Source organism: Methylotenera sp., assembly GCF_029945535.1.
Taxonomy (GTDB): domain Bacteria; phylum Pseudomonadota; class Gammaproteobacteria; order Burkholderiales; family Methylophilaceae; genus Methylotenera.
Genome location: NZ_JAQSCU010000018.1, coordinates 65,800 through 92,624 on the forward strand (window position 1 = coordinate 65,800; position 26,825 = coordinate 92,624).

General features: G+C 43.8%; 24 protein-coding genes. 13 read left to right on the forward strand and 11 right to left on the reverse strand.

What is annotated here, in order from left to right; genetic code table 11:
- Positions 1 to 1,272: a peptidoglycan DD-metalloendopeptidase family protein gene (locus tag PSU72_RS11970; protein WP_300432796.1), complete on the forward strand. Its 1,272-nt coding sequence runs from the start codon at positions 1 to 3 to the stop codon at positions 1,270 to 1,272.
- A gap of 84 nt (positions 1,273 to 1,356) precedes the next feature.
- Here PSU72_RS11970 and PSU72_RS11975 read toward each other — a convergent pair whose 3' ends face one another.
- The 7 genes from PSU72_RS11975 to clpB form a co-directional block, all read right to left on the reverse strand.
- On the reverse strand, positions 1,357 to 1,656 hold the full coding sequence (locus tag PSU72_RS11975) for a hypothetical protein (RefSeq protein ID WP_300432798.1): 300 nt from the start codon (positions 1,654 to 1,656) through the stop codon (positions 1,357 to 1,359).
- 154 nt (positions 1,657 to 1,810) lie between these two features.
- A complete protein-coding gene (lysM, locus tag PSU72_RS11980) occupies positions 1,811 to 2,308 on the reverse strand; it encodes a peptidoglycan-binding protein LysM (RefSeq protein ID WP_300432800.1) in 498 nt (165 codons plus the stop codon).
- 144 nt (positions 2,309 to 2,452) lie between these two features.
- Positions 2,453 to 2,827 carry a DUF4157 domain-containing protein gene (locus PSU72_RS11985; RefSeq protein ID WP_300432802.1) on the reverse strand — a complete coding sequence of 125 codons (375 nt, stop codon included), beginning with the start codon at positions 2,825 to 2,827 and terminating at the stop codon, positions 2,453 to 2,455.
- Positions 2,828 to 2,830: 3 nt separating this feature from the next.
- Positions 2,831 to 3,250 (reverse strand): secondary thiamine-phosphate synthase enzyme YjbQ, encoded by a 420-nt coding sequence (locus PSU72_RS11990; protein ID WP_300432803.1) that lies wholly within the window; start codon positions 3,248 to 3,250, stop codon positions 2,831 to 2,833.
- Between the two features lie 51 nt (positions 3,251 to 3,301).
- A complete protein-coding gene (locus PSU72_RS11995) occupies positions 3,302 to 3,877 on the reverse strand; it encodes a hypothetical protein (RefSeq protein ID WP_300432804.1) in 576 nt (191 codons plus the stop codon).
- Positions 3,878 to 3,890: 13 nt separating this feature from the next.
- On the reverse strand, positions 3,891 to 4,790 hold the full coding sequence (locus PSU72_RS12000; RefSeq protein ID WP_300432806.1) for a lytic transglycosylase domain-containing protein: 900 nt from the start codon (positions 4,788 to 4,790) through the stop codon (positions 3,891 to 3,893).
- 81 nt (positions 4,791 to 4,871) lie between these two features.
- Positions 4,872 to 7,463, reverse strand: coding sequence for an ATP-dependent chaperone ClpB (gene clpB, locus PSU72_RS12005; RefSeq protein ID WP_300432807.1), 2,592 nt, complete (start codon positions 7,461 to 7,463; stop codon positions 4,872 to 4,874).
- Between the two features lie 182 nt (positions 7,464 to 7,645).
- Between clpB and PSU72_RS12010 the strand changes: the two genes are divergently transcribed.
- The 3 genes from PSU72_RS12010 to PSU72_RS12020 all read left to right on the forward strand — a co-directional run bounded on the left by PSU72_RS12010 (position 7,646) and on the right by PSU72_RS12020 (position 10,859).
- Positions 7,646 to 9,967: a cation-translocating P-type ATPase gene (locus PSU72_RS12010; protein ID WP_300432808.1), complete on the forward strand. Its 2,322-nt coding sequence runs from the start codon at positions 7,646 to 7,648 to the stop codon at positions 9,965 to 9,967.
- The gene (gene ccoS / locus PSU72_RS12015; RefSeq protein WP_013147258.1) at positions 9,967 to 10,110 is read left to right on the forward strand and encodes a cbb3-type cytochrome oxidase assembly protein CcoS; all 144 of its coding nucleotides are present in this window, start codon (positions 9,967 to 9,969) and stop codon (positions 10,108 to 10,110) included. The genes PSU72_RS12010 and ccoS overlap by 1 nt, the downstream gene beginning before the upstream one ends.
- Before the next feature lie 89 nt (positions 10,111 to 10,199).
- Positions 10,200 to 10,859, forward strand: a complete 660-nt coding sequence (locus PSU72_RS12020) for a sulfite exporter TauE/SafE family protein (protein WP_300432810.1) — start codon at positions 10,200 to 10,202, stop codon at positions 10,857 to 10,859.
- A gap of 186 nt (positions 10,860 to 11,045) precedes the next feature.
- Here PSU72_RS12020 and PSU72_RS12025 read toward each other — a convergent pair whose 3' ends face one another.
- Together PSU72_RS12025 and PSU72_RS12030 are read right to left on the reverse strand one after the other, a co-directional pair.
- The gene (locus PSU72_RS12025) at positions 11,046 to 11,582 is read right to left on the reverse strand and encodes a hypothetical protein (RefSeq protein ID WP_300432812.1); all 537 of its coding nucleotides are present in this window, start codon (positions 11,580 to 11,582) and stop codon (positions 11,046 to 11,048) included.
- Positions 11,583 to 12,078: 496 nt separating this feature from the next.
- On the reverse strand, positions 12,079 to 13,287 hold the full coding sequence (locus PSU72_RS12030) for an exo-alpha-sialidase (RefSeq protein WP_300432813.1): 1,209 nt from the start codon (positions 13,285 to 13,287) through the stop codon (positions 12,079 to 12,081).
- A gap of 181 nt (positions 13,288 to 13,468) precedes the next feature.
- Here PSU72_RS12030 and PSU72_RS12035 point away from each other — a divergent pair, with 181 nt between their 5' ends.
- The 4 genes from PSU72_RS12035 to PSU72_RS12050 all read left to right on the forward strand — a co-directional run bounded on the left by PSU72_RS12035 (position 13,469) and on the right by PSU72_RS12050 (position 16,031).
- A complete protein-coding gene (locus PSU72_RS12035; RefSeq protein ID WP_300432814.1) occupies positions 13,469 to 14,434 on the forward strand; it encodes a TonB-dependent receptor in 966 nt (321 codons plus the stop codon).
- Between the two features lie 254 nt (positions 14,435 to 14,688).
- The gene (locus tag PSU72_RS12040; RefSeq protein WP_300432816.1) at positions 14,689 to 15,030 is read left to right on the forward strand and encodes a metalloregulator ArsR/SmtB family transcription factor; all 342 of its coding nucleotides are present in this window, start codon (positions 14,689 to 14,691) and stop codon (positions 15,028 to 15,030) included.
- Entirely contained in the window at positions 15,027 to 15,491 is a 465-nt protein-coding gene (locus PSU72_RS12045; protein WP_300432817.1) for an ArsI/CadI family heavy metal resistance metalloenzyme, read from the forward strand. Before PSU72_RS12040 ends, PSU72_RS12045 begins: the two co-directional genes overlap by 4 nt.
- Before the next feature lie 39 nt (positions 15,492 to 15,530).
- Positions 15,531 to 16,031: an arsenate reductase ArsC gene (locus tag PSU72_RS12050; RefSeq protein ID WP_300432819.1), complete on the forward strand. Its 501-nt coding sequence runs from the start codon at positions 15,531 to 15,533 to the stop codon at positions 16,029 to 16,031.
- A gap of 82 nt (positions 16,032 to 16,113) precedes the next feature.
- Here PSU72_RS12050 and PSU72_RS12055 read toward each other — a convergent pair whose 3' ends face one another.
- A complete protein-coding gene (locus PSU72_RS12055) occupies positions 16,114 to 16,614 on the reverse strand; it encodes a TlpA disulfide reductase family protein (RefSeq protein WP_300432820.1) in 501 nt (166 codons plus the stop codon).
- 307 nt (positions 16,615 to 16,921) lie between these two features.
- On the opposite strand from PSU72_RS12055, the gene PSU72_RS12060 reads away from it, so the two are divergent.
- On the forward strand, positions 16,922 to 19,948 hold the full coding sequence (locus tag PSU72_RS12060) for an EAL domain-containing protein (RefSeq protein WP_300432821.1): 3,027 nt from the start codon (positions 16,922 to 16,924) through the stop codon (positions 19,946 to 19,948).
- A gap of 25 nt (positions 19,949 to 19,973) precedes the next feature.
- The gene (locus tag PSU72_RS12065) at positions 19,974 to 21,257 is read left to right on the forward strand and encodes an HD domain-containing phosphohydrolase (protein WP_300432823.1); all 1,284 of its coding nucleotides are present in this window, start codon (positions 19,974 to 19,976) and stop codon (positions 21,255 to 21,257) included.
- Positions 21,258 to 21,278: 21 nt separating this feature from the next.
- Here PSU72_RS12065 and PSU72_RS12070 read toward each other — a convergent pair whose 3' ends face one another.
- Positions 21,279 to 23,651, reverse strand: a complete 2,373-nt coding sequence (locus PSU72_RS12070; protein WP_300432824.1) for a TonB-dependent receptor — start codon at positions 23,649 to 23,651, stop codon at positions 21,279 to 21,281.
- Positions 23,652 to 23,826: 175 nt separating this feature from the next.
- On the opposite strand from PSU72_RS12070, the gene PSU72_RS12075 reads away from it, so the two are divergent.
- Genes PSU72_RS12075 through PSU72_RS12085 form a run of 3 tightly spaced genes read left to right on the forward strand, consistent with a single transcriptional unit; the run spans position 23,827 to position 26,743 of the window.
- A complete protein-coding gene (locus tag PSU72_RS12075) occupies positions 23,827 to 25,110 on the forward strand; it encodes an ATP-binding protein (RefSeq protein ID WP_300432825.1) in 1,284 nt (427 codons plus the stop codon).
- Between the two features lie 47 nt (positions 25,111 to 25,157).
- Positions 25,158 to 25,730, forward strand: a complete 573-nt coding sequence (locus PSU72_RS12080; protein WP_300433298.1) for a response regulator transcription factor — start codon at positions 25,158 to 25,160, stop codon at positions 25,728 to 25,730.
- A 56-nt stretch (positions 25,731 to 25,786) separates the two neighbouring features.
- Positions 25,787 to 26,743, forward strand: coding sequence for a DUF808 domain-containing protein (locus PSU72_RS12085; RefSeq protein ID WP_300432827.1), 957 nt, complete (start codon positions 25,787 to 25,789; stop codon positions 26,741 to 26,743).
- Positions 26,744 to 26,825: the final 82 nt, after the last annotated feature.

Sequence of the window (26,825 nt, forward strand, 5' to 3'; positions counted from 1 at the left end):
ATGAAGCATAAGCATTCTAGAGCTACGTTAGCTTGCACTTCACTTTTTGTGTTGATGTTGGCTTGCGCACCTTATGCGAATGCGAATAAAAAAGAGCAGTCAAAGCAAAACCTAAACGATGTGCAGCAGCGTTTAGAAGCGCTAAAAAAAGAGTTAGATAACTCGCAAGAAGCGCATAAGGATGCGGCTGACGCACTGAAAGAAAGTGAATTGGCGATTAGTGCAGCCAATAAAAAGCTATTCGAAATCAACCAAAAACAACAACAAAACAAAAAGACGCTCTCGCAATTAAAATCTGACTCAATCAGCACCAACCAAGCGCTAGAGCAGCAACAAAACTTGTTAAGTTCGCAGCTGTACCAGCAATATATACACGGCCAACAAAGCTATCTACAGATGATTTTGCAGAGCGAAAACCCTAGCGAAATCGCGCGTGATGTGGAGTATTTTTCATACGTTGCTAAAGCACGCGCATCACTCATCAACAAGATGCAAGGCAACTTAAATAAAATCAGCAAGCTCAATGATGCAACAGCTTCTGCTTTAAAAGAAGTCGCAGATTTGAAGCAAAAACAAGTCGATGAAAAACGTGCTTTAGAAAGTCAAAAGCAAGCAAAATCTAAAGTAGTCAGTAGTTTATCGCAACAAATTGCGGCGCAACGCAGTGAAATTAAAAAGTTAACGCGTGATGAAAAGCGACTTTCTGAATTGGTTGAGCGACTAGCAAAAATCATTCCGCCAACACCCAAGAAAGTTCGCCCTAAACGTGAGCCTACAACAACCACGAATACGGCAGAAACGCCTACAAGCAATAAGCCACCTAAAGAAGTGCTAGCCAACAACACAGAGCCTAGCCAAGAGTTTTCTGGCGCAAGTTTTGCTGCGCTTAGAGGCAAGTTGCGCCTACCTGTGCGCGGCGATGTGATGAATCGCTTTGGCTCTAGTCGTGAAGATAGTGGTATTTCATGGAAAGGCTTATTCATTAAAGCCAATGAGGGTGCAGAAGTGAAGTCTGTCGCCACTGGCCGGGTGGTATTTGCCGATTGGTTACGCGGCTTTGGCAACTTGATTATTTTAGACCATGGCAATGGTTATATGAGCCTATATGGCAACAATCAGGCAGTGTTAAAACAAGTGGGTGACAATGTACGAGCAGGCGACGTGATTGCATCGGTAGGCAATAGCGGCGGCAATCAAACGAACGGTCTTTATTATGAGTTGCGTAGCCAGAGCCGTCCATTTGACCCTCTCAGTTGGAGTCGAGTAAATTAGGATCTAGTAAAAATATCAATAAAAAAAGCACGCCTGAGCGTGCTTTTTTTATTGAATAGCGGTATTGCTGCTATTTTAGAATGATTACTTAGCGGCTGGCGCGGCTGCTGCAGGAGCGGCTTCAGTAGTCGTTGCGGCAGCTGCAGCCGCATCTACCGCTGCTGCATCAAGCGTAATACCTGGAACGCGCTCTTCAGCTGTTGGCTCATAGCCACCAGGACCTGATGACGCTTCAACTGCTGGTGCTACCGGAGCAGGCGCTTCAACCGCTGGGTTTGTTGCTGGCGCTGGCGCTTCAACTGGTGCAGCAGCTTTTTCGCCACAGCCAACCAACAATAAACTTGTAACACTTACTACCAACAAAGAACGTAAAAGTACTGACATTGTATTTCCTTTTTTTATATTTAAAAAAATCAAGAATCCTTGAACAAAACAAGCTTCAAGGATTTAAATAGCCTGCTAAGTTCGCAAGCAATCATTTTAACTCAACTTTAATTCTTTGTAATTAAATACTTAACTACGCTAAATATAACGGTATTTATGCTGGAATGCGCAAAGATTGACCCGGGTAAATTTTATCTGGGCTGCTTAACATAGGTTTATTCGCCTCAAAAATTTTCATATAATCATTGGCATTACCATATTGCGCTTTAGCAATATGCGAAAGCGTATCGCCACTTACAACCGTGTAAAACACTGGCTCGCTAGCTGCTTCAACAACACCCAGCTGATCTTGCACATTCTCTACGCCAGCTACATTACCGCAGCAAAGTAAGATTTTTTCTTTGTCCTCTTGCGTTGCCGCCATACCTTGCACGATGACCGTAGCTGATGCGCCATCAAAACCGATGCTCAGATCTTGTGCAGTTAAATTCATTTTTGCCACGTAAGCTTTAATAGCATCTGCTGCGGCTGTGTTTGCTGCGTCTACATTGACTGGTGTTGGGTCTGCTTTTGCGACAACTTCTGCAGCTTTTGCATCACCAATACCTAATAATTTTTCACCTGCATTTTTAATAAATGAAAACATGCCCATTTCGCTTCTCCTCAATTTAAGTGACACTCAAGTAAGTGACATCCAGTAAAAATAAATCAACTTAACAATCTATAGCCTAATATGGGCATGGTCAACGTTAGCCCCATGAATTCACACTTCTTTACAATTAGCGATGAAGCTTATTTAAAGAGATGCTTGAGCCGACGCCATTTGTGCCCTTACCGCAGCGCCTTTGGCATAGGCTTCGACTTCATAAGGATTTTGTCGATAACCTCTGCGTGCTGCCCATAAATACTTAAATATAGTCATTCCAGACAAGTATTGCTCAACGTGAGTAAGCTCATGTGCCAGCAACTCGATGCCTTGCAGGGTATTGAATCGATAAGCGTGTTCACGCAAATAAATCCGATGACCTAATACCACCGCACACATGTTTTTACTTAGCCAAAAAGGCGTATGACCTTCGATAAGACGCACTTTTTGCAAGGTACTAGACTGAAAATAGGGCTGATATAACTGAGATTCAGCCGTACTTAACGGTCGTCCCTGTTGCCACATAAATTACTCACCAATCAAATGTAAAATCACTCTACGTGTACTTGCTACACGCCTATGCTCATACAAAAAAATGCCTTGCCATTGACCTAAAGCCGCTTTGCCATCGATAAGCGGTATCGATAAACTGGTTTGTGTCAGTGCCGTACGCACATGCGCAGGCATGTCATCTGGCCCTTCAATAGTATGAATAAATAATGGGTCGCCATCAGGCACCAAACGCTTAAAGAATGCTTCCAAATCCACGAGTACATCGGAATCATAATTTTCATTAATTAAAAGACTGGCGGAAGTATGTTGAATATAAAGCGTGATGAGTCCTGTAAGAAAGCCACTATGCTTAGCCCAAGAAGTGACTTCCGGCGTAATATCGTAAAGCTTTCTGCCTTGCGTGCTGACGCTAATTTGATGTGTAGTTTGTTGCATAGCAGCTCAATTGGATTTTCATCTTAATAGTTAGGCATAGCTTAACTTCCGTTACCAACAGCCTAGGGGGAAACCAAAGCTCGCACCAAACCTAGAACGATACCCGAAACGTGATCCAAATCCCCCATAGCCATAAGGACGCCCATAGTAGCCGTAACCACAGAATGGGTCATACATGCGCTGTTGTCTTTCTAGCAATTGCTGTTGTTTGAGTTTATCTAACTCTGCGCGTTTAGCTTTTTCACGCTGGTTGATTTCTTCAGCAACATTATTCTTAAGAGCAAGCTCTCTGCTGGTATGAATGTAGTCTAATACTTTTTTATCTACACCCTGCTTATTTAAGTCAACAATCTGGCTCGGTGTTAAATCATAGGATGAGTTGCTGGTGCGGATTTTTTCGATAAGCACATCTGCAGTCACGCCACTTTTTGTTAAGCTCACTAAATCATCTAAACTCAAGCTTGCGACTGGCTTGGGCATAATTCTAGCGAGTTCTTCTTCTGAGATTCTGTCGATTTTCTGCGAACCAGCGCTTGAGTATGGGCTATTACTTGCGCAAGCGACCAAAACTAAGCAGGCAGCAAAAATAAAAACTGGTTTGCAGCGAGAGATAAAACTGGTCATCATGAGCTCCTTCGCGTCATAAACGGCGCTTTGCATTTATAGCGTTTAAAGCTGGTGAAGGTGCGGTAATTTGAGCATCATAAGCATGCGTTTTAAATGGATAACGAGCTTGCACTTTTTTAACATACTGCTTGGTTTCAGCAAAAGGTGGAATGCCTTTATACTTATTCACAGCGCCTTCACCTGCGTTGTAGGCTGCTATAGTAAGTGCGACATCGCCTTTATAATAAGCGAGTAACCAGCGTAAATAGGCAACGCCACCTTTAATATTCTGCGAGGCGTTGTAGGCGTTTTTTACGTTGAAACGCTCGGCAGTATCGGGAATTAGTTGCATCAAACCTTGTGCCTCTTTATTTGACGTAGCCACATTCTCGAAGTTCGATTCCACTGAAATAATGGATAGCACTAGCTTTTCATCGACTTTGTACCACTTAGAAATCGTATTGACCAAGCGCAGCACCCAACGTTTGTTTTTTGGCAAGTTCGCAATGTATTGATCGATCTCTGGCGTTTCTTTAACTAACGTAACGCCAGATAGTCCTTTTTCTGGCGCAACGTCATCGAGAACACAGGGCGGCGTTGCAGAGGTTTTAATCTCTAACGTTTCGAGCATTTTCTGCGCTTCGTAATGTCCGTGAGTGGAAGCGATTCCAAATAAATTAGCTGCATAATCACGGTTTTCTGGCACACCGCGCCCAAACGCATAAAGCATCCCTAACCTGTAGACCGCCTCTGCGCTGCCGTAGCGAGCTGCTTTGCAATACATATCCGCAGCCTTCCAGACACCATCGGGATCATCTTCATCGCCGACCAGTACATTGGCGCGCATCAATAAATCTTTGATAACTGGCGGCTCGTTGTCAAAAGCTTCTAACTCTTGCGCGCTAAATTCGGCATGTGCAAAGCCTGCTGTCATTAAACAAACAGCAAGCATTGCACTAAGAAAACTAGGTTTCAGCCGTTCTTTTAACAAATACAGCCCTTAACTTTTGACCCATCAAACCGCGGATTTTGAGAATACAATCTTACCTGCTTTAACGTCTACCTTAATAGTATCTTTAGCTGCAAAATTACCGGATAGTATTTCGCGAGAGAGTGGATTTTCAATCTCAGACTGAATCGCGCGTTTAAGTGGCCGCGCGCCATAGACTGGATCAAAACCCGCATTGGCAATTTCGGTAATTGCAGCATCGGTAAGCTCTAATTGCATATCCATTGCCGCTAAACGTTTTGCCAAATATTGCAACTGAATCGCCGCAATCGCTTTAATATTATCTTCGCCCAATGCGTGAAAAACGACTACCTCATCGATACGGTTGACGAACTCTGGTCTGAAGTGCGCTTTTACTTCGCCCATGACCGCAAGTTTCACTACTTGGTAATCTTGGTCGGCCATACTTTGTATCATCTGGCTACCTAAGTTAGACGTCATGATAATCACGGTGTTTTTAAAATCTACAGTGCGGCCTTGACCATCTGTTAGGCGCCCATCATCCAACACTTGCAGCAATACGTTAAACACATCTGGGTGGGCTTTTTCAACCTCATCTAACAAAATCACACTATAAGGTTTGCGACGCACAGCTTCTGTCAGCGTACCGCCTTCTTCATAACCCACATAGCCAGGAGGCGCACCTATCATGCGAGATACAGAATGCTTCTCCATAAACTCACTCATGTCGATACGAATTAAATGGTCTTCGGAATCAAACAAAAAGCCTGCTAAGGCTTTGCACAGCTCAGTTTTACCGACACCAGTCGGGCCTAAGAATAAGAAGCTACCGTAAGGACGATTTGGGTCACCTAAGCCTGAACGTGAACGACGAATCGCGTCTGATACTAAGCGCACCGCTTCATCTTGTCCCACTACACGTTCATGCAGTTTAGTTTCCATCGTTAATAATTTACCACGTTCACCTTGCATCATTTTAGAAACAGGGATGCCTGTAGCGCGGCTCACCACTTCGGCGATTTCATCTGCGCCCACTTCAGTACGCAACATTTTGTGCTTAGTTTGAGTTGAAGTCGCTTCAGAATTAGAAGCTTGCTTTAACTGAGCCTCAAGCGCTGGCAATTTACCATATTGTAGTTCAGAGACTTTTTGCCATTCACCTTTGCGCGTGGCTTCTTCCATCTCAAATTTGATTTTTTCAATCGCCTCTTTGATATGTGCAGAACCTTGTACTTGGGCTTTTTCAGCTTTCCAAATTTCTTCTAAATCATTGTATTCACGCTGAACACGAACTAGCTCTTCTTCTATCAAACTAAAGCGCTTCTTGCTGCCCTCATCTTTTTCCCGACGCACCGCCTCACGTTCAATCTTTAATTGAATCATGCGACGCTCGAGCTTATCCATCACTTCTGGCTTAGAATCAATTTCCATTTTGATGCGCGAAGCCGCTTCATCAATCAAATCAATCGCTTTATCAGGTAAGAATCGATCTGTAATGTAGCGATGGCTTAACTCAGCAGCAGCAACAATTGCGGGATCTGTAATTTCAACGCTGTGATGCACCTCATATTTTTCTTTCAAACCACGTAAAATCGCAATGGTGGCCTCCACAGTAGGCTCATCCACCAATACCTTTTGGAAGCGACGTTCTAGCGCAGCATCTTTTTCTATATATTTACGGTATTCATCTAAGGTAGTTGCACCTACGCAATGTAACTCACCGCGTGCCAAAGCGGGCTTTAACATATTGCCGGCATCCATCGCGCCTTCTGCTTTACCCGCACCAACCATGGTATGAATTTCATCGATAAAGACAATCGTTTGACCTTCATCTTGCGCCAGCTCTTTTAACACCGACTTTAAACGCTCTTCAAAATCGCCTCGATACTTAGCGCCCGCCAACAAAGCTGCCATATCTAATGACAAGACTTTTTTACCTTTGAGCGAATCTGGCACTTCACCATTGACGATTCGTTGCGCCAAACCTTCTACAATCGCAGTTTTACCCACGCCTGGCTCACCGATTAATACAGGGTTGTTTTTTGTACGACGCCCAAGAATTTGAATCGTACGACGAATCTCATCATCGCGACCAATCACAGGATCTAGCTTGCCCATTCTGGCGCGCTCAGTTAAATCTAAGGTATATTTTTTTAGGGCTTCACGGTTAGATTCCGCATCAGATTCATTCACTTGCTCGCCGCCACGTACTTCATTAATCGCTTGATCCAACGCAGATTTCGACAAGCCATTGGCTTTAAGCAGTTTACCCACTTCGCCTTTATCGTCGCATAAGGCGAGTAAAAACATCTCACTAGCAATAAAACTATCACCACGTTTCAGTGATAATTTATCAGTCACATTCAGCAAATTATTCAGGTCGCGCGATATCGCCACCTCACCAGAACTATCAGATGATTTTGCTAAATTGCCTATAGCCGCAGTAAGCGCTGTTTTAAGCGGCGCCAAATGCACACCTGCATGCGCCAATAAAGAAGATGTGCCACCGTCTTCTTGCATCACTAACGCAGAAAGTAGGTGTAAGGCCTCTATGGTTGGGCTATCATTAGCGACTGCTAAGCTTTGTGCATCGTTAAGCGCTTGTTGAAATTTTGTAGTTAGTTTATCAAAACGCATGTTTAACTCCATTTCAGTTGATATACATCTAACGTGGGGCTTAGTGGCTGATTTACAATATGTAATCAGATTTACAGCTAGCTAAATTTCTTAAACTTCTTGATAAAAAAGTACTCTTAGTTTAATTGATTAGATTGAGTTTTAATTTTATTTAGCACTTCGTCATATTGTTTGGAGTCACTTTGCTAACTAGCGCTTCTACCACTGGAATTTTTGCCACCGAGTCAAACACACCCAATCCTTCTTGGGTGATTTTAGATACTCAAGATCAATGGCAGGCATTTAGCCAACCTGCGGGGAATGACCCCACCAATTCACTAGTAGAGTCTAGTCTCTTGCTAGATGGTTTACGCTGCGCAGCTTGTTCTGGCACCATAGAACGCGGTTTAGGTGAATTGCCGGGCGTGGTCAGCGCGCGAGTGAGCATGTCAAAAAAACGTGCTTCTGTCATTTGGTCGCCCGCCTTAACTAAACCTTCAACTATACTCAGCGCTATTCAAGCCATGGGTTACAGCGCTAACCCGGCTTCACATAATGAAAATCAGCTAAACGCCACTAAAAAAAGTCGTGCGGCATTTTGGCGTTGGTTAGTCGCCGGCTTTTGCATGATGCAAGTGATGATGTATGCCAGCCCAAGCTACTTTACCAAAGCTGGCGACATTACGCCTGATATTGCCATCTTGCTCAATTGGGCATCATGGATTTTGAGCCTGCCTGTATTACTATTCTCCAGCAGCACGCTCTTTGCTAATGCATTCCGCGATTTAAAACACAGACAAATAAGTATGGATTTACCTGTAGCTTTGGGTATAGCCATCACCTTTATCGTCAGCTCTGCCGCCACTTTTGCCCCTCATGGCTGGTGGGGAGACAAAATCTATTTCGACTCATTGACTATGTTTGTGTTCTTTTTGCTTTCAGCCAGATTGATTGAAGTGAAATTGCACAGCAAAACACTAGGCTCGATGGAGGCTTTAGTCAGCCGCATTCCAGAAAACATCGAGCGACAAAACCTAGATGGTTCATATACTCGCGTGTTAAATAGCCAACTTAAAGTCGGCGATATTGCGCGTGTGCATATAGGCGAAGCATTTCCTGCCGATGGTAAGCTGGTATTGGGTGACACGCGCGTAGATGAATCGCTACTCACAGGAGAATCAACGCCCATACAAAAAAACCTGCATGATAAGGTTGTTGCTGGCAGCTATAACTTAGGTCAAACCGTGAATATCGTGCTGGAAACCATAGGCGAATCCACACAATATGGGCAGATTGTTAACTTAATCAATCAAGCCGCGATTGAGAAACCTAGACTTTCGCAGTTGGCGGATCGCGTTGCAAGGCCATTTTTGTTTTTTGTTATTTTAAGTGCGGCAGTTGCAGCTGCTTTGTTATGGCATATAGACCCAGCTCGCGCATTGATGACTGCCGCGGCGGTGTTAATTGTCACCTGCCCTTGCGCGCTTTCACTTGCCACACCCGCTGCTATGCTCGCCAGTGCCAGCGCCTTTGTGAAACGCGGTATTCTCATTAGACGTCTGCAAGCAATAGAAAGCATTGCGAATATCGATACGGTTATTTTCGATAAAACCGGCACGCTGACTGAAGACCACATCGAAGTGCAATCAATTACACATAAACAAGGGCTTACAGAAAGTGGCGTTTTAGCTTTAGCTGCAGCCGTGGCGCAACACTCTATGCACCCTGTTTCACGTGCTTTGGTCAGTGTAAATCAGCAAAATACTGATCAATCACCAATAACGCTCACTAATATTCAAGAAGTAGTGGGTTCAGGCATTAGTGCTGCCTTACAAGCTAGCGAGACTTATGCAGATTTAATCAATATGCATCTCAAGCTAGGCTCTGCCAAGTTTTGCGGCATAGCGGAGCCAAGCGAACTCTCTCAGCAGGTATTTCTTGCCGATGCAAATGGCTGGTTAGCAACATTTAGCTTGCATGAAGCCGTTAAGCACAATGCTGCACTAGCCATTCAACAATTAAAAGACGCCAATTTAAGCGTAGAACTTTTATCTGGTGACCAAGCGCATACCGTAGTGAATACTGCCAACGAAATCGGCATTACACAATTTCAAGCGGCATGCAGTCCGCAAGACAAACTATCTAGACTGCACGCGCTCAAACAGCAGGGCAAGAACATACTCATGGTAGGTGACGGCTTAAATGATGGTCCAATTTTAGCCAGCGCCCATGTATCTATTGCCATGGGTAAAGGCGTGCCACTCACACTTGCCCATGCTGACTACGTTTTGTTAAACGGCGATATTAGTCAAATACCACAACTGATTCGCCATGCGCGCAAAACCATGACAATCATTAAACAGAATATCGCTTGGGCTATCATTTACAATGTAGTGTGTATTCCTCTTGCATTTTTTGGCGTATTATCCGCTTGGTTAGCGGGTTTAGGCATGGCAGTGAGCTCTATCATCGTTGTACTAAACGCGCTGCGTTTAACCGAATTTTCAGAAACTAAGGCCAAGTAATGGACATCCTATTTATACTCGTACCGCTTTCAGTTGTGATGGGTTTAGTAGTACTTGGCGGTCTTTGGTGGGCGGTTTATCGCGGACAATTTGAAGACATTGAAGAAGAAGGTCGACGGATTTTTGAAGAAGATAAAGAGTAATCAGGTTAGCTTTTCAACTCATACTTAGCAATTGAAATACATTTTAATTCGCAACAAATTACTCGCCTTTCTAATAATCTAAATCACTTATGCAAACAGCACTTATCTATAGCGCGCTAATCATGGGCTTGGCTGGTGGGCCGCACTGTGTGGCCATGTGCGGTGCAGCTTGCACCTCATTCACGCAATCTACAGATAAGCCCTATGCCATTTACTTCTATCACTTAGGGCGAGTATGTGGCTATGCCTTATTAGGCGCAATCGCCACATTTGCCATTCAAAGCATCGCCTGGCTCTCTAGCTACAGCGCCATACTACATCCGCTGTGGACATTTTTTCATGTGCTAGTTTTTTTCTGGGGTTTGATACTAGTCATTTATGCACGTCAGCCAATATGGATAGATCAAGCTGGGCGGCGCATTTGGCAACATGTTAAGAAACTCAGCAAGATCAATGGCGGCTATTTTTATATCGGCATGCTTTGGGCGTTAATGCCTTGCGGCTTACTTTACTCCGCACTCATCATTGCCTCATTCAATGGCAACCCGCTAGGCGGCGCACTCAGTATGGCGGCATTTGCTGCAGGGTCTGCAATTTCATTATTTTTTGCGCCATGGTTATGGCTAAAACTAAAAACAAATCTGGTAGAACCTTACGGCATGCGCCTTGCAGGCTTGTTGCTCAGTAGCGCCAGCGCTTGGGCTATTTGGATGTCGTTGACGCATGACGCCAAAGTCTGGTGTATGTAGGCATTATCTATCATCCCAACCCAGCAGTGACGAGTAAACAAGCCGGCTTCGCAAAATTTAGAACTCTCGACTTCTGTTATTGATTTGAGAGTTTAACAAAAAGGAATCTAAAGAAGGTTAAGCGGTGTTATGTTTAACCATAGCCCACTGGCAAAGGCGGGGTAGACAATCACACTAAAGTATGGCTCACGCACTCACGGCACGCATCCTGTCAATTTTCTCGATAACCGCCTGATAGAGATCATGGTCAGAATCCGGGTTATTTCGGTCTGGGTGGTGAGCACTGCGAATTTTTTTCAATTGATTCACATCGTCTGGCAGGTCATGTACCTTGGTCACTCGGTCACCGTTTTTGAGCATCAAGCGCTGAAGTTCAGCTTCGGCCTCTTCGCGTGTGTCATATAGCTTCTTACTACCAAGACGCCAACTATCCTGATTTTTGCGTGGAGATAGCTTTTCCTTACCATCAAACCATATCCATTTACCAGTATCGGGATCCTGCTCAAACTGAATAGTGGTGATGGTGTAAGTGCGAACAGGCGGCTCGATTTCCATGGCTAGTAAATTGATGACCTTACCAACAGTCTCCACCATTACTAGGTAATACGCGCCTGCCTCATGCGGACAAAACGCACCGCTGTGTGCTGGCTCAAGCTTACTCTCGTTATTTGATGAATTCATTTCAGCCATGCGGCTAAGTGCTCTGCGTTGTGCGTTGGTCACGGGTATTGCTCCTTAAATTAGTTGAAACCCACAGGAGTTGGCACTCGCTGAAGGCATCATGCATTCTGTCTGGCTTGCTCTTGACCTCGTCATCACTGGCGATCAAGAGGCTTATCCACCAAAAAAAAGCCACCTCAAAGGATGGCCTGATTGCTTGCTGTGTTTGGCTCACCGAGTAAGCTTAGAATCTACGACCTGCTAATTAACGGTCGTACTACAAACTTGCTACTGGGGTGGCGCTCAATTAAATAAAGTGCGGATTATACTGCACCAGATGTAAATAAGATGTGTATTGTCGAGTCTAGTGTAGAAAATACCAAAATTAAATGTACATTAATCAATTCATATGCGCTTTGTAGATTAGCCCCTAATATCATTATTTGGATATGTCTCTTAATAGCCACTTTTCGGCTTCTTAGCGTATCAATTTGATTACCTCAGAGCAGGCTGTTTAAATTGAAATCAACATCAACTGCAGAGGTGTTGGTCACACAAATTAAAAACCCAATAAAATCAAACCGTCTTTATCAGTATTCCAAGTTAAGTAAGCTCGATTATCTTTCGTTAGTAAAATCGGATAATCCGTTTTACCTGCACTAGTTGCAAGCTCTTTTGGTGCGCCCCAGCTTCTGCCGCCATCATCAGAAAACATACCCAGTATTTTGTTATTTTTACTTTCAATCTCGCGCCAAACCAGCCAAACATTCTCGCCCATGCTCAATAAAGCTGGATGACCCGCCTGATTACTGTGCTTACCAAACTTTTTCGGTGGTGAAGAAACCCAAGCTTCACCATCCATACGTGCATAAAACAGGCTGGCATCTTTACCTGAATCATCATTGCCACCGTCAAACCATGCCATGTGGTAGCCCCACCAATCTTTCCCTTCGCCACCAACAGCTAGCGCCGCACCATGATGCGGGCAGCCATCAATTTTCCAGCGGCCAAAAGTCGCACGCTTCGTGACAGGCACTTGATTAGGCTGTGTAGGAATTTCAGCCATCATGTGGTCGCGTTCACTGCCTTCAAATACATGACGCCACATCGCCACCACTGTACCGTCTGGCTTATTGGTTAAAGCGATACGACAACACTCACAAGTGCTATCCGCTAATTTTTGCTCAGGTGCGAAACTTGCCCCTTGATTAGTTGAAGTTGCGTAATAAATCGCCGCGCCTTCATAAGGTTTACCTGCGGATTTAGCCGCAATTAGGTCGCGTTTATCAATCCAAGTGACTGTCACTTTTCCTTTAGCATCGCCAGTTTTCGCAACGTTGAGTTCATCAAATCGATGTGTAATCTCAGCTCGATCAGTATGCACAATGGTCGGCTTTTCAAAGCTTTTACCGCCATTGATTGAACGGGAAAACCAAATATACCCTGTAAATGGCTTCTTTAAAGCCTCTGTCCAAGTCAGGTAAATATTACCTTCTGGGCCAATCGCAATTTTAGGCCGCGCCTCACCCTCCGCACCTATTTTTTGTGTACTTGGTGTGACTTGCACGGGGCTAGAAAAAGTTTTGCCTAAGTCGCGACTTGAGCTTACAAGTATTAATCCGTTTTTTTCAAGTACTCGCCATAAACTGCCTTGCGCATCAAACGCCACGCTAATGGCCAGAGAGTTGTCTTGAGATTTAGTGTGATCGTCGTGCGCATTTGCGACGAATGACGAGAAAAACAAACAAAGAGCTAATAATATTTTCATACTGAAAGTTTACTCCATTGAGTATTTAAAACGAATATCGACCCAACATCTATTTATAAAAATAATTTTAACTCATAAAAATAGAGCCTTGCCCCCTGTCCCTGCGGCAATTTGTCACATTTACTCTATAACCATGCTAGTTCATAATCTTGATTATAGTTTCATGTATTGAAAGTAAATCATGTCTTTGCTTACCAAAAATCACCTGCTTGCAGCATCATTTGCAACATTGGCTTTCGCCTCATCAACTGATGCATTTGCATGCTCAAGTTGTGGATGTACGCTCAATTCAGATTGGTCATCACAAGGAATTTCGTCTGGCGAAGGTACCCGTTTTGACATTCGTTTCGACTATTTTAAACAAAGTGATTATCGAAATGGTACTAGTTCAGTAAGCCGCAGCAACATTCCCGTGGGCACAGAAGTGCAAGATACCACCATCAACCGCAACCTGACTTTAGGGCTGGATCATAGCTTTAATCAAGACTGGGCGATTAATCTACTACTACCTATATTTAATCGCTCTCACGGTACTTACGGCGAGGATGGCGATTACCCAGACCCAGCTGCACTCATCACGTCATCATCTAAAGGCATAGGCGACCTGCGCGTGACAGGCCGTTATCAAGGCTTAAGTGCAGACCGCAGTAGCGGTGTTACATTTGGCTTGAAGTTACCTACAGGTGAAACCAATGATACTTTTAATGACGGCTCACCTCTTGATAGAGGTTTGCAACTAGGTACTGGCACTACAGACTTATTACTAGGCGGCTATTACTTTGGTAGCATCAATCGCGACTGGGATTATTTTGCGCAAGCCACGGTTCAAATAGCACTTAACAAACATGATGACTTTCGTCCAGGCAATGGCTTAAATGCAACAGCAGGGGTGCGTTACATGGGATTTGAATCATTTATTCCACAACTGCAACTCAATACTCGTATAGAAAAACGTGAGTCAGGCGCTGAGGCCGACGTAGATAATAGTGGCGCGACGTTGATTTACATTAGCCCTGGCGTTACCGTGCCAATCAACAAAACAGTACAAGCATTTGGTTTTATACAAGTGCCTATTTATCAGCATGTGAACGGCTACCAAGTTGAGCCAAATGTGTTACTTTCAACTGGTTTGCGTTTCAGTTTTTAAGCTCAAATTTTAATTTGGATTTCGACTAAAAACTAAATAGCATCCCATTTCTGCGACTGATTTTATATTTCGTTGCGGAGGTAATATAACGCGTTACATGATTGATTTCAAATTTCCACTTCTGGTTAACTGACGCTAGAAGTCGGATTTTACCCCCCCCAAGTGGTCATTAAACTACAATTAAGCGCTATCTAAAATAATCATATTGAATAGTTTCTTGACAACACTTCTATATTTATGGAAATATAGAATATATGAATATTAAATCAGCAGTATTACAACTTTCATCAATTGCCCAAGAAGCGCGTTTAGAGATATTCAGGCTACTTGTTCAGGCTGGCGCAAATGGTCTACCAGCCGGCAATATTGCTGAAACCCTAAAAATTCCAGCAAGTACATTGTCATTCCACCTGAAAGAACTCAGCCACGCGGGGCTTATCAACTCTCGTCAAGAAAGCCGTTACATATACTACTCAGCCAACTATGACGCAATGGATGGGCTGCTAGCTTACCTTACAGAGAACTGCTGCGCTGGTGCAAAAGTATGTGCTCCTAACTCAACGTGCAAAACTGAACAAAAGGAACTATCACTATGAAAAGAATGCATCTACACGTCTCAGTAGACGATTTGAATGTCAGTATCGGTTTTTATAATAGCTTATTTGGCGCAGAACCTAGCGTCTTAAAATCTGACTACGCAAAATGGATGCTTGATGACCCTTTAGTCAACTTTGCTATCAGTAAACGCGGTGCCAAAGCGGGCTTAGACCACATCGGCATTCAAGTGGAAAACGATACCGAGCTATCAGAAATTAAAGAGCGATTGGAGAAAGCCGACCTTAGCTTGCTGACTCAAGAAGGCGCTACCTGCTGCTACGCAAAATCAGATAAGCATTGGGTGCAAGACCCGTCAGGTATTGCATGGGAAACTTATAGAACACTTGAAAGTGCGCCTACTTTTAATGATAGTCCAGAGCATATTGATAGCGCCACAGCTTGTTGTGCACCTGCGACTGAGAAAATTCAATTCATTTCAAGAAAAGCTAAAACTTGCTAATCTTATTTAAACAATTAAGATTTATTAGAAAGGTAATCTATGTCTGACAAAGTGTATAACGTACTTTTTTTATGTACTGGCAATTCAGCGCGTAGCATCATGGCAGAAAAGTTAATGGAGCATTGGGGTAAGGGTAAATTTAAAGCCTATAGCGCAGGTAGTCATCCGAATGGCAAAGTAAATCCATTTGCAATTCAAACTATCAAGAGCCACGGCTTATCTGTTGAAGGGCTAAGAAGTAAAAGCTGGGATGAATTTGCCGTTGAAGGTGCACCACACTTAGATTTCGTTTTTACTGTTTGTGATAACGCAGCGGGTGAGATGTGCCCTTACTGGCCCGGTCAACCAATGACTGCACACTGGGGCGTTGAAGACCCAGCCGCCGTTGAAGGTACAGATGAAGAGAAGCTTGAAGCATTTAGAAAGGTTTCAGGTTATTTACAAAATCGCATTAAGTTATTTACTGCACTACCAATTAGCAAATTGGATAGTATGAGAATCAAAGAAGAGATTGACGCAATCGGCAAAACAATGGATTAGTTAATATCAAGTATGTAAAGGCCAGATCAATAGCTGCTTTTGATTAAACCAATCACAGAAATCAGATACCCAGAACAAACCGCTACTTTTCCTCAAGTAGCGGAGTAACTATTTTATCTAGCAGTGGCAAGTCTATGCCTGCCGCGCCGTACCAGCCATCTTTACGCAAGACTCCTTTGCGATCAATCACAAAGGTTAATGGTAAACGCCAGATTCGACCATAGCCTTTGTGCTGACTTTCACTCTCTAGCGCCGCATCAAAAGTAAAGTCACGCATGACTTCGCGCACTTTGGCTAAATCCGCAGGGTAATCTAAGCTCACGGCAATCATCCTTAAACCATGATTTTTATGCTTTTGATAATAACTTTCGAACGCGGGCATTTCTTGTCTGCACGGCGGGCACCAAGTGGCCCAAAAGTTCACAATCACCACCTCACCTTTTACAGATTCAGTTGAAAACGATTTACCGTCTAGCAGCTTTGCTGTGAGGATTGGCGCGAGTTTGCCCTCTTCAACCGCATAGGCAGAAGTGTGTATACCCGCCAAAAGTACTAAAAGTGATAATCTGAAAATTGAAACCATATTGCACATCATCTAAATATTGTTAGCAAATACTAGCATAGTCCAATATTGCCTTAGCTAAGCATTTTTAAAAACCCCAATCGCTTATGGCGCTTAGTCGCTAACTTATAAATTAGCGCCACTAAGTACTTTTAATTCAAAGATGGCTTTACGAGTCAAAGTGTATATTTACATTCAAGCTTTAGTCATTATGGCCGATAAAAACATATCGCACATATTCAGCATATTTGCACCTAATGTTGAATATATTTGCTAGTGGCTATGTTTTAAGGAAACTTAATAAGCCTTTTTTGAAATGTATAAGTAATTGAAAAACTTAAATAAATTAGATCAGTTGCAATCTACTCCAGATAGCGCAAGCCATCTGAGTAGATTCATGTCTAAAGAGCTTGCACTGGCCTGGCATTTATTAGGCTCATTGCAAGGCGTTGCTATTCTTGCCATTGATGAAAAATGTAACGTTAGCTATGCAAACCCCTATGCTAGAGATATTTTCAGCCTAAATGTAAAACAGGTTGCGGCCAGAACTGGCCAATTACCTAAAGCTGTACATAAACGCATCATTTCAGAATTAAAAAAGGCTAGCACCAGCTTTGTATTGCAGTACGCCGCAGGGGATGAGCTACGCACCTTGCAGGTATTCACTTCGCACAACAAAGCTTTTGAAGATTTACACTCTGGTTATGTGCTACACATGCATGATGTGACTGAACGTGTCAGCACAGAATTACAATTAAGACACACCGAAAAACTATTACGCAATTTGATTGATGCAAGCCCAGATTTGATTTGCTTCAAAGATGAGAAAAACCGCTGGTTAGAGGCCAATGCTAGCAGCATAGATCTTTTTCAACTGGATCACCTGGACTATCAACACAAAACCGATATGGAGCTTGCTACTCTATCTCACCCTGCATTTAAAGAAGCATTTCGTCACTCAAAAGTTTCTGACGATCAAGCTTGGAAATTAGGTCGCTCTATCAGAAATGAAGAGGTAATTTCATTGCCACACGGTGGCGCAAAAGTGCTGGATGTAATTAAAGTACCATTATTTAACGATGATGGCAGTCGCCACGGCTTAGTCACGCTTGGGCGTGATATTACCGAGCGCAAAATGGCTGAAAGCCATCTGCGCGACCGTAGCGCTATTCTAGATGCGCTTATTTCATGCGATTGGTTATTACACTCCGCCGAATCTTGGCAAACGGTTGCAGTGACCGTGTTGCAACAGTTATGCCTTGCCTTGCGGTTTACTCGCGCGACTATACTTAAAAATGTGGAACCTGGTAACAAAGAAGTGGCTAATACAGCTAAATCTGGGCATTCAAAAATACTCTATAGATGGTCAGTGCCGGGCTTCAGTAATACTGACAATGCGCTTGAGGCCATTAACTTTGATGATGTGCGTTTAAGTCGTTGGAAAGATGCGCTTCAGCTTGGCGACCCTGTTTTTGGTGACATTCGTGATCTGCCAAGTTCAGAGCGACAAATACTTGAGCAGCATGATACGCAATCTATTGCGATCGTCCCGCTTTTTTCAGACAAACTATGGTGGGGCAATATCATCATTGAGCGTTGCCATGATTTGATTAAAACCACGCCACAAGAGCTTGGCTCGTTAATGGCGATAGGTCGATCTTTAGGCGTCGCAATACAAAGAGAGAGTGCTGGCAAACGCTTACACCAAGCTAAAATCGCTTTTGATAGTGCCAGTGAAGGCATAATGATCACCGATGACAAAGTGCGCATTGTCGCTATTAACAAAGGTTTTACTGAAATTACTGGCTACTCTGAAGAAGAGGTGCTTGGTAAATCACCAAAAATATTGCAATCTGGAAATCAGGATGAGCGCTTTTATAAAGAGATGTGGACCACCTTAAAAAAAGAAGAGCGCTGGCATGGTGAGGTATTCAATAAACGTAAATCTGGTGAAAATTATTATGAATGGCTAACGATTACTGCGGTGAAAGATAATGCTGGTAAAGTCGTTAATTACGTTGGCGTTTTTGCTGACATTACTGATGTAAAGCACTCACAAAATAGGCTGCATGAGCTTGTTAATCATGACCCACTCACAGGCTTGCCTAACCGCCGCCTGTTAAATGAGTTGCTAGAACATTCCATTAAGCGCGCTGAACGCGATAACCATAAAATAGCCTTATTGTTTATTGACTTAGATCGGTTTAAAGCCGTTAACGATACGCTAGGCCACCAAGTAGGCGATAAATTATTACTCGAAGCTTCTAGGCGCATTAGCTTGTCTATGCGTGATAGTGACGTAGTAGCGCGGTTAGGCGGCGACGAGTTTGTTGTGATGATGGATATGATTAATAAGCCTAGCGATGCAGCGCTAGTGGCTAAAAAGATTATTCATGCGCTGCAAATTGAATTTAATATTGATGGCCATGAAATTTACATCAGTGCGAGCGTCGGCATCTCCACCTTCCCGAAAGACTGTTCGGATGTAGAAGGCTTAATTAAAGCCGCTGATATTGCAATGTATCAAGTCAAAAATAAAGGCAAAAACAACCACTGCTTCTATTCTGACGATTTGAGTAAAAACGCGGTAGAGCGTTTTACTCTGGAAGGTCAGCTACGCCATGCATTAGTGCGTAAGCAGTTTGAGCTTTATTATCAACCGCAAGTTTCACTTGTCACTGGCGAGATTATAGGTGCTGAAGCGCTGATACGCTGGAACCACCCTAAATTAGGCTTAGTTTCTCCAGCCACGTTTATTCCAATGGCTGAAGAAACTGGCTTGATTGTGCAAATCGGCGAATGGGTGCTGCGTGAAGCAGCCTATCAAATGGTACGCTGGCATAAAGCTGGCCATGCTATTCAATGGATTTCGGTCAATGTATCTGGCGTACAAATTATGCGTAGCAACTTCGCCGATACCGTTTATGGCATTTTGATGGAAACGGATTGCAACCCGCACATGTTGGAACTTGAAATCACCGAAAGCACGGTGATGCAAAATACTGAGTATGTGATTGATACATTCAGTCGCATCAAGCAACTTGGGCTTAAATTAGCTATCGATGATTTTGGTACAGGCTACTCATCACTCTCCAACCTCAAACGATTACCACTCGACAAGATAAAAATAGACCAATCTTTTGTACGCGACCTACCAGATGATTTAGATGATGCCGCCATTGCCAATGCCATTTACGCCATGGCTGGCAGCTTAGGCTTTAGTGTGATTGCCGAAGGTGTAGAAACCCAAGCGCAAGCCGACTTTTTAAGGGCTATGGGTTGCAAAGAAGCACAGGGCTATCTCTATAGCAAACCAGTTACCGCCACAGAATTTTCAAAACTACTAACAAAATAAGAACTAAGAACAACGAGGTAAAACTATGCATAACGAACATCATTTTATTGACGTTTCACAGTTACAAGTGGGTATTTATGTACACCTAGATTTAGGTTGGATGGATCACCCATTCACGCTAAGCAACTTCAAAGTAAAAGACGAAGAGCAAATCTCTATTATTAAGAAAACTGGCCTGACCAAATTACGCTACGACCCAAAACGTAGCGATTGCCAGCCATTACCAGTAAAAGTAAATACGCCAGCAACTGCGGAAATAGTCGAGAAAGAAACTCAATCCATACCAGCACCAGCAAACAGCGTAGACAACGCAAAGCAGCGCCTTAAAGAACTGCACCAAGCCATTAATGTGTGTGAAAGAAAGTTTATCAATACCAGCAATATTGCACGGCAAGTGACGCGCAATATTCTTACGGACTCTAAAGCTTCAATTGAGCAGGCGGCAGTGATTGTCAATGATCTGGTCGACACCGCATTAATGGAAGGTGATGTTGCCGTTCACGCACTCAATGGTAATCGCTCAAGTGATGCCAACTACATACACCCGCTCAATGTGACTGTACTTGCGCTGATTATGGCTAAGTCTATCAATATGTCTAAAGAAGATGCGCGCTTATTAGGCATGGCGGCTTTATTTCATGACATTGGCAAGGCGGAAATATCAGATAAGATTTTGCTTAAAAAAGACCCGCTAACAAAGTCAGAGCAATCACACTTTGAACAGCATAGCGAAATGGGCGCGCGCATGGCACAAGAGGTTGGCCTGCCAGTGCGTATTGGTAAAATTATTATGCAACACCATGAACATGCCGATGGCTCAGGCTACCCAAAACATTTGCGTAGCGAGCAAACTGACCCGTTTGCCAGATTAATTGCGATAGTGAATGGTTATGACAATTTATGTAACCCAAACAATATTGCGCTAGCCAAAACACCGTATGAAGCACTCGCGCACATGTACGCCAGCCAACGCGCTAAATACGATGAGTCACTGCTCAAACGCTTGATTAAATCGCTGGGCATTTATCCGCCTGGTAGCATCGTACAGCTTTCTACAGGTAGCTATGCCACTGTGATTTCTGTAAACCCAAACAAACCGCTCAGGCCATTTGTAATGGTGCATGACCCGCTGACAGATAGGCACGAACCACAAATAATAGATTTACGCGAAGAACCTAGCATCAGCATCAACGCCTGTTTACGCCCAAGTCAATTACCGGCGGATGTGCTTGAATACTTGAACCCACGTAAGCGAGTCAGCTACTTTATAGATTTGGACTTATCTAACGCTGAAGACTCGCAAGCTTAATATCCTTGGCTTGATGAGCAGTTAATAGTCATATTTCAGTTGTAAATAGCCGGTACGCTGTGGATAAGGATGAAAAACATAAGCTTTGTAATTATTTAAATTGTCTACGCCAATGCTCGCAGTTAATTTATCGGCAAACTTATAATTAGCTTTCACATCCACAATAAAAAATTTGCTCGCCGCGCCATAAGTGTCAGGGTTGCTGTCGCTATTATCTAAAGCATTATATTGCCTACCACTGTAACGTGCTGCCAAGCTATAAGTTAGATGGCTACCTTGGTGATAAGTAGCCACGGCTTTAAACATACTTCTAGGAATGCGAGTTGGTTTGTTACCCACCGTGCTAGGTGCATTATCGTTGCGTAACACCTCTGCATCAGTGAAGGTTGCGCTACCTAATAAATCTAGGCCTTGTACCAGCACATCTTGCCATTGCGTTGCTAATTCGAGACCACGCGTACGAATATGCTCCACGTTTTGCGTATAACTACAGCCTGCCGATCTTGTACAAGTACCTGTATCGTAAGGAATTGCGCTGCCCACGGCAAGAAATTGTGTAATGAGGGCATCAAATTTATTCTCGCTAAATAAACTCGCGCGCAATAGGCCGTTATCAAAACGACGCTCTGCAGAAAACTCACCTGCAATGACTTCTTCTGGTTTCAAGTTTGGATTACTTTGAACAAAGTAAGAAACAGCGCCATTTTGCAAAGGCTGGAACAACTCACCTACAGTAGGAAAGCGAAACGCCTGCCCGAATGAAGCACGGAACCCCCACTCTGGTTGAGGTTCGAAGCTCAGGGAAACTTTTGGCGAAAATTTATTCACTGACACATCTTTATAATTAGCAGTGTTTAATATACCGCCAATGGTAATTTTATTTTGTCCATCGTTGGCCTCCCAATGCTCGGCGCGACCACCAAAAGTCAACGCCCATTGTGGGTTCATCTGCCATTTATCTTGAGCGTAAAGCGCTTGAGTACGGGTGTCACCACGCGCCGCAGAAAACAAGCCGCCCTTCACACCAGTTGACCAATCCGCAGTGTCATTTGTCTCGCTACGCAATTCGTATTGATCCACATGGTAACCAATATCAATCGTGTGTTGTCCTGAGTAATTTCTTTGCGGACGCAAAGTGGTGCGCGCATCAAACACTGTCCAGCCTGTGCCTGCTTGGTCTGTCACTCGACCAATTCGATTGAGATAAGGATTGCCCGCTGCGATAGTGCCGCCTGTAGGTGCATTTGAGAAACTATTCTTATCTTGATGAAAGTCATAATCTGACAGTGTCAGTTGCCAATCAAAAAAATCTTTACTGTTAGACTTTACATCTAATGCTTGCATAATGTGTAAAGACTCAGCCTCGGCAGGGCTCATGCCAGATATATCATAGCGTTGACTGTTAAAATTAACCTGTCCGTTATAAACCGCATTTCCAGCGGCATCTTTAACATAGCTTTTCACCTCTGTTTTGCTATCCAAATTCCATACGCCCAAGGTATATGCTGCCTTAATAGTAGGCGTGATGTCATAAGCTACTTTGAATTTGATGTTGGTTTGCTCAGAGTCATCAATGCTGTTAGCCCCGAAAATGACACGGTCTTTGTTCACTTCACTTTTGTCTTGATACGCACCTGTCACGATTGGGCTTACTCCGGGAGCCGTAGTAGAGCGATTGGCGGTTGAAAATCCCATCGGCTGGCTTCGATTATCCAGCCTATCCACACCAAACCAAAAAGACAAATCATTCACTTTATTGCCAAACGATGCTGTTAAATGATTTCCATTAAAGCTTTCGTTCGTGCCGTAATGTTTATAACTTTGCGTAAAAGCCTGCGCACTAGCATGCGCCTCAAATTTATCCGGCATTCGTGTCACTTGGGTAATCACACCGCCAAACGAGTTGCCCGCATACAATGCAGAAAAAGGGCCGTACATCATACTGATGCTTTCAATTTCTTCTGGTGTGACCAGCCCCCAGCGCGGAGAACCAAAATTTCCCTGCAAAAAGTTAGACAACAACACGCCATCTGCATACAACATGTTTTGCGCGCTAGCTAGCGAACCTACTGTGCGGGTGGCAATATTACCGTTACGATCACCAATAAAGCGCTCTCGCACCTGCATACTAGGCATATATTTCAAGGTTTGTGAGGAGGTTGCAGCATTGAGATTTTCTTCAATTTGTTTTTTATCAAAAGTTTCAACGGTGGCTGGATGCTTAAAAATACGACTATCAATCATCGGTGCACGCACCTTGACCGCATCTAGCACAATGATAGTTTCAGTATCTACCTGCGCTTGCTCAGACTTATTTTCGACCGCAGCATCTTCGGCCATCAACAAGCCGCTGTCACAAACCAAAACTACAGCTAATGTTAATTTCTTAAACATAGCCTTCCCCTTGAAGTATTTTTTATCGTGAAATTGTATTAGAGAAATTCTTATAGCGGAATGTGGCATATTGCCGCGCGACAATTTGTCACAGGTGAATTATCAACAGGCTTAAGGTATTATTTTCATTACCGTTTTATAATGAAAACCACTTTGGCTAAATCACCCTAAACGCATGCATACTGCACAACAATCCATCAGCAACGCAACACGCCTCAATATGCAGCGTTTAATGATGTTGCGCGGCGTGGTGATGGCTTGCCTGAGCTTAGTTCTGCTGGCTTTATATCAAGCATCTATCCCCTTGCCTTATGCACCACTAATCTCAGCGATAGCTTCATTGGGGCTATTTAGCTTAATTGCTTGGTGGCGTCTAAGAAAAACCACGCAAACCTCACAACGTGAATTAGTGCTGCAGTTACTAGGCGACATTGCCGCACTATCGCTGCTGTTTTACTTTAGTGGTGGCTATAGCAACCCTTTTATTTGGATGTACTTACTGCCGATAACCGTTGCTGCGGTTGCACTAAGGGCGGCGTATGCTTGGCTAATTGCAGGTTTAAGCATTACTTGCTACACCTTGCTGATGTTTTATCACGTACCGCTTTCACACCTGCACATGCACACGCATGGCGATGCGAAGCTGGATATTCACTTGGTCGGTATGTGGATAGGCTTTGTAGTAAGTTCGGTGATTGTGGCGATATTTATTGCACGGATTGGGCAAAATTTACGTGATTATGATAAAAAAATTGCAGAAGTCCGCGAAAAAGCACTTGAAAGCGAACGGATGTTAGCGCTTGGTACACTTGCCACCAGCGCAGCTCACGAACTAGGCACGCCACTAGCAACAATGGCGATAGTCAGCAAAGAACTTACGCAGGAATATGCTAATCAGCCTGGGCTACTAACGCAACTCAACATATTGCAGAAACAAGTGTCGCGCTGCAAAGAAATCTTATCGAGCATCACTCGCAATGCTGGACAAGCGCGCGCCGATGCGGGGCAAGGTTTACCGTTACGAGAGTTTTTACAAGATGCCATTCAACGCTGGCGTGATACCCGCCCCGCGACAGAACTTGTGGTGACTATGCCAAGCAATATGATTGACCCTATGATTGTGATGGACAGAACCTTAACGCAGGCGATACAAAACATGCTGGATAACGCAGCGGATGAATCCCCCGAACGCGTGCTATTTAATGCCGAATGGAATGACAAAATACTGAGCATTCAAATTAGAGACTTTGGCAAAGGCTTGAGTGCGGAAACTAAAAAACAGCTAGGCACACCATTTTTCACCTCTAAAAATGAACAAGGCATGGGGCTGGGCGTGTATCTCACGCAAACCACTCTCGCGCGCTATGATGGTGAACTGACCCTGAATAACCATGTCGAAGGCGGTGTATTGGCTACGCTCAACTTACCACTTAAAAAATTAAGCTTAGAAAAAATGTGAGTCATTAAATGAACCCTCTAGATACAAAAGACAACGTTGTTAATAATATGGTTGAAAATGATGGCACTGGAAATGACACGGTCGAAAAAGCCACCTTACTTTTAGTAGATGACGACCAAGATTTTTTAAACGCGCTTGCACCTGCCATGCGCAAACGTGGCTTTTTGGTGAGCTTAGCGAATAGCGCAGAAAGCGCTTTTGAGCTGGCTAAAAATGACCCGCCAGAATTTGCCGTGGTTGATTTAAAAATGTCAGGCAACTCAGGTCTAGTGCTGGTTCGGCAGCTGGCTAGCCTGAATGCTGGCACACGCATAGTCGTGCTTACAGGCTTTGCCAGCGTTACCACGGCGGTAGAAGCAATCAAACTGGGCGCAACGCATTACCTTGCAAAACCAGTAGATGCAGATGAAATTGTCGCCGCTTTTGAAAAACAAACAGGCGATGATGAGGTAGAATTAGCGTCCAACCCATTGCCAATAGAACGCTTAGAATGGGAGCATATTCAACGCGTTTTAGCAGAGCATAATGGTAATATCTCAGCCACAGCGCGCAGTTTGAATATGCATAGACGCACCTTGCAAAGAAAGCTTAATAAGCATCATACCAGTTACACTAAATAACAAACTCAGTTAGAAAATCGTAGTTAAAAATCGAAATAAGAAACTAAGGAACACGCATGGCAGCAGGCAGCTTACTCGCACTTTTAGATGATATCGCAACCATCTTGGATGACGTTTCAGTCATGACACAAATGGCCGCAAAAAAAACGGCTGGTGTATTGGGCGATGACCTCGCGCTAAATGCCCAACAAGTCAATGGCGTTGCGGCAGAACGTGAACTGCCCGTTGTGTGGGCGGTAGCAAAAGGCTCCCTCGTCAATAAGTTAATATTAGTGCCGACTGCACTCGCCATTAGCTACTTTGCACCGTGGGCGATTACGCCTTTACTCATGCTTGGCGGCGCGTACTTATGTTTTGAAGGTTTTGAAAAGTTAGCGCATAAATTCCTACATGGCACAAAAGCTGAAGAAGCACATCATGTCGCATTAGAGCAAGCTGTCGCCGACCCTAAAGCTGATCTTGTGGCACTAGAAAAAGATAAAATCAAAGGCGCCATTCGCACTGACTTTGTATTATCGGCAGAAATCATTGTCATCTCATTAGGTACTGTCGCGACGGTAGATTTTACCAAGCAAGTCATTGTCGTCTCAGCCATCGCAATCATCATGACCGTTGGCGTATATGGCTTAGTTGCTGGCATTGTGAAGCTTGACGACCTTGGCTTACACTTAATGCTTAAAAAAGGCAGTAGTTTTTATAAACAACTTCTGCGTAAAATTGGCGAAAAACTATTAGCTGCAGCCCCTTATTTAATGCGTCTTTTAACGATACTTGGCACTGCGGCTATGTTTGTTGTCGGCGGCAGCATTATCGGCCACGGCATTCCGGTTTTGCATCACTTTAGCGAACACCAAGCTGAAGCTTTGCGCACATTACCTTTCATCGGCAGCTTCTCAGCAATTGTTTTGCCGATGCTAATAGATGCAATAGTCGGTTTAGCGGTAGGTGCCATTTGCGTTGTGCTATTTGAAGCCGTGAATAAATTCTTACCTAAAAATCCTAAAACAAATTGACTCAACCATCGCGCGTTATTGATTAATGCGCCGTTCTTTTAGTGATGACAAGTGCCTCATCATAAAGCAATTTCGCTTCAAA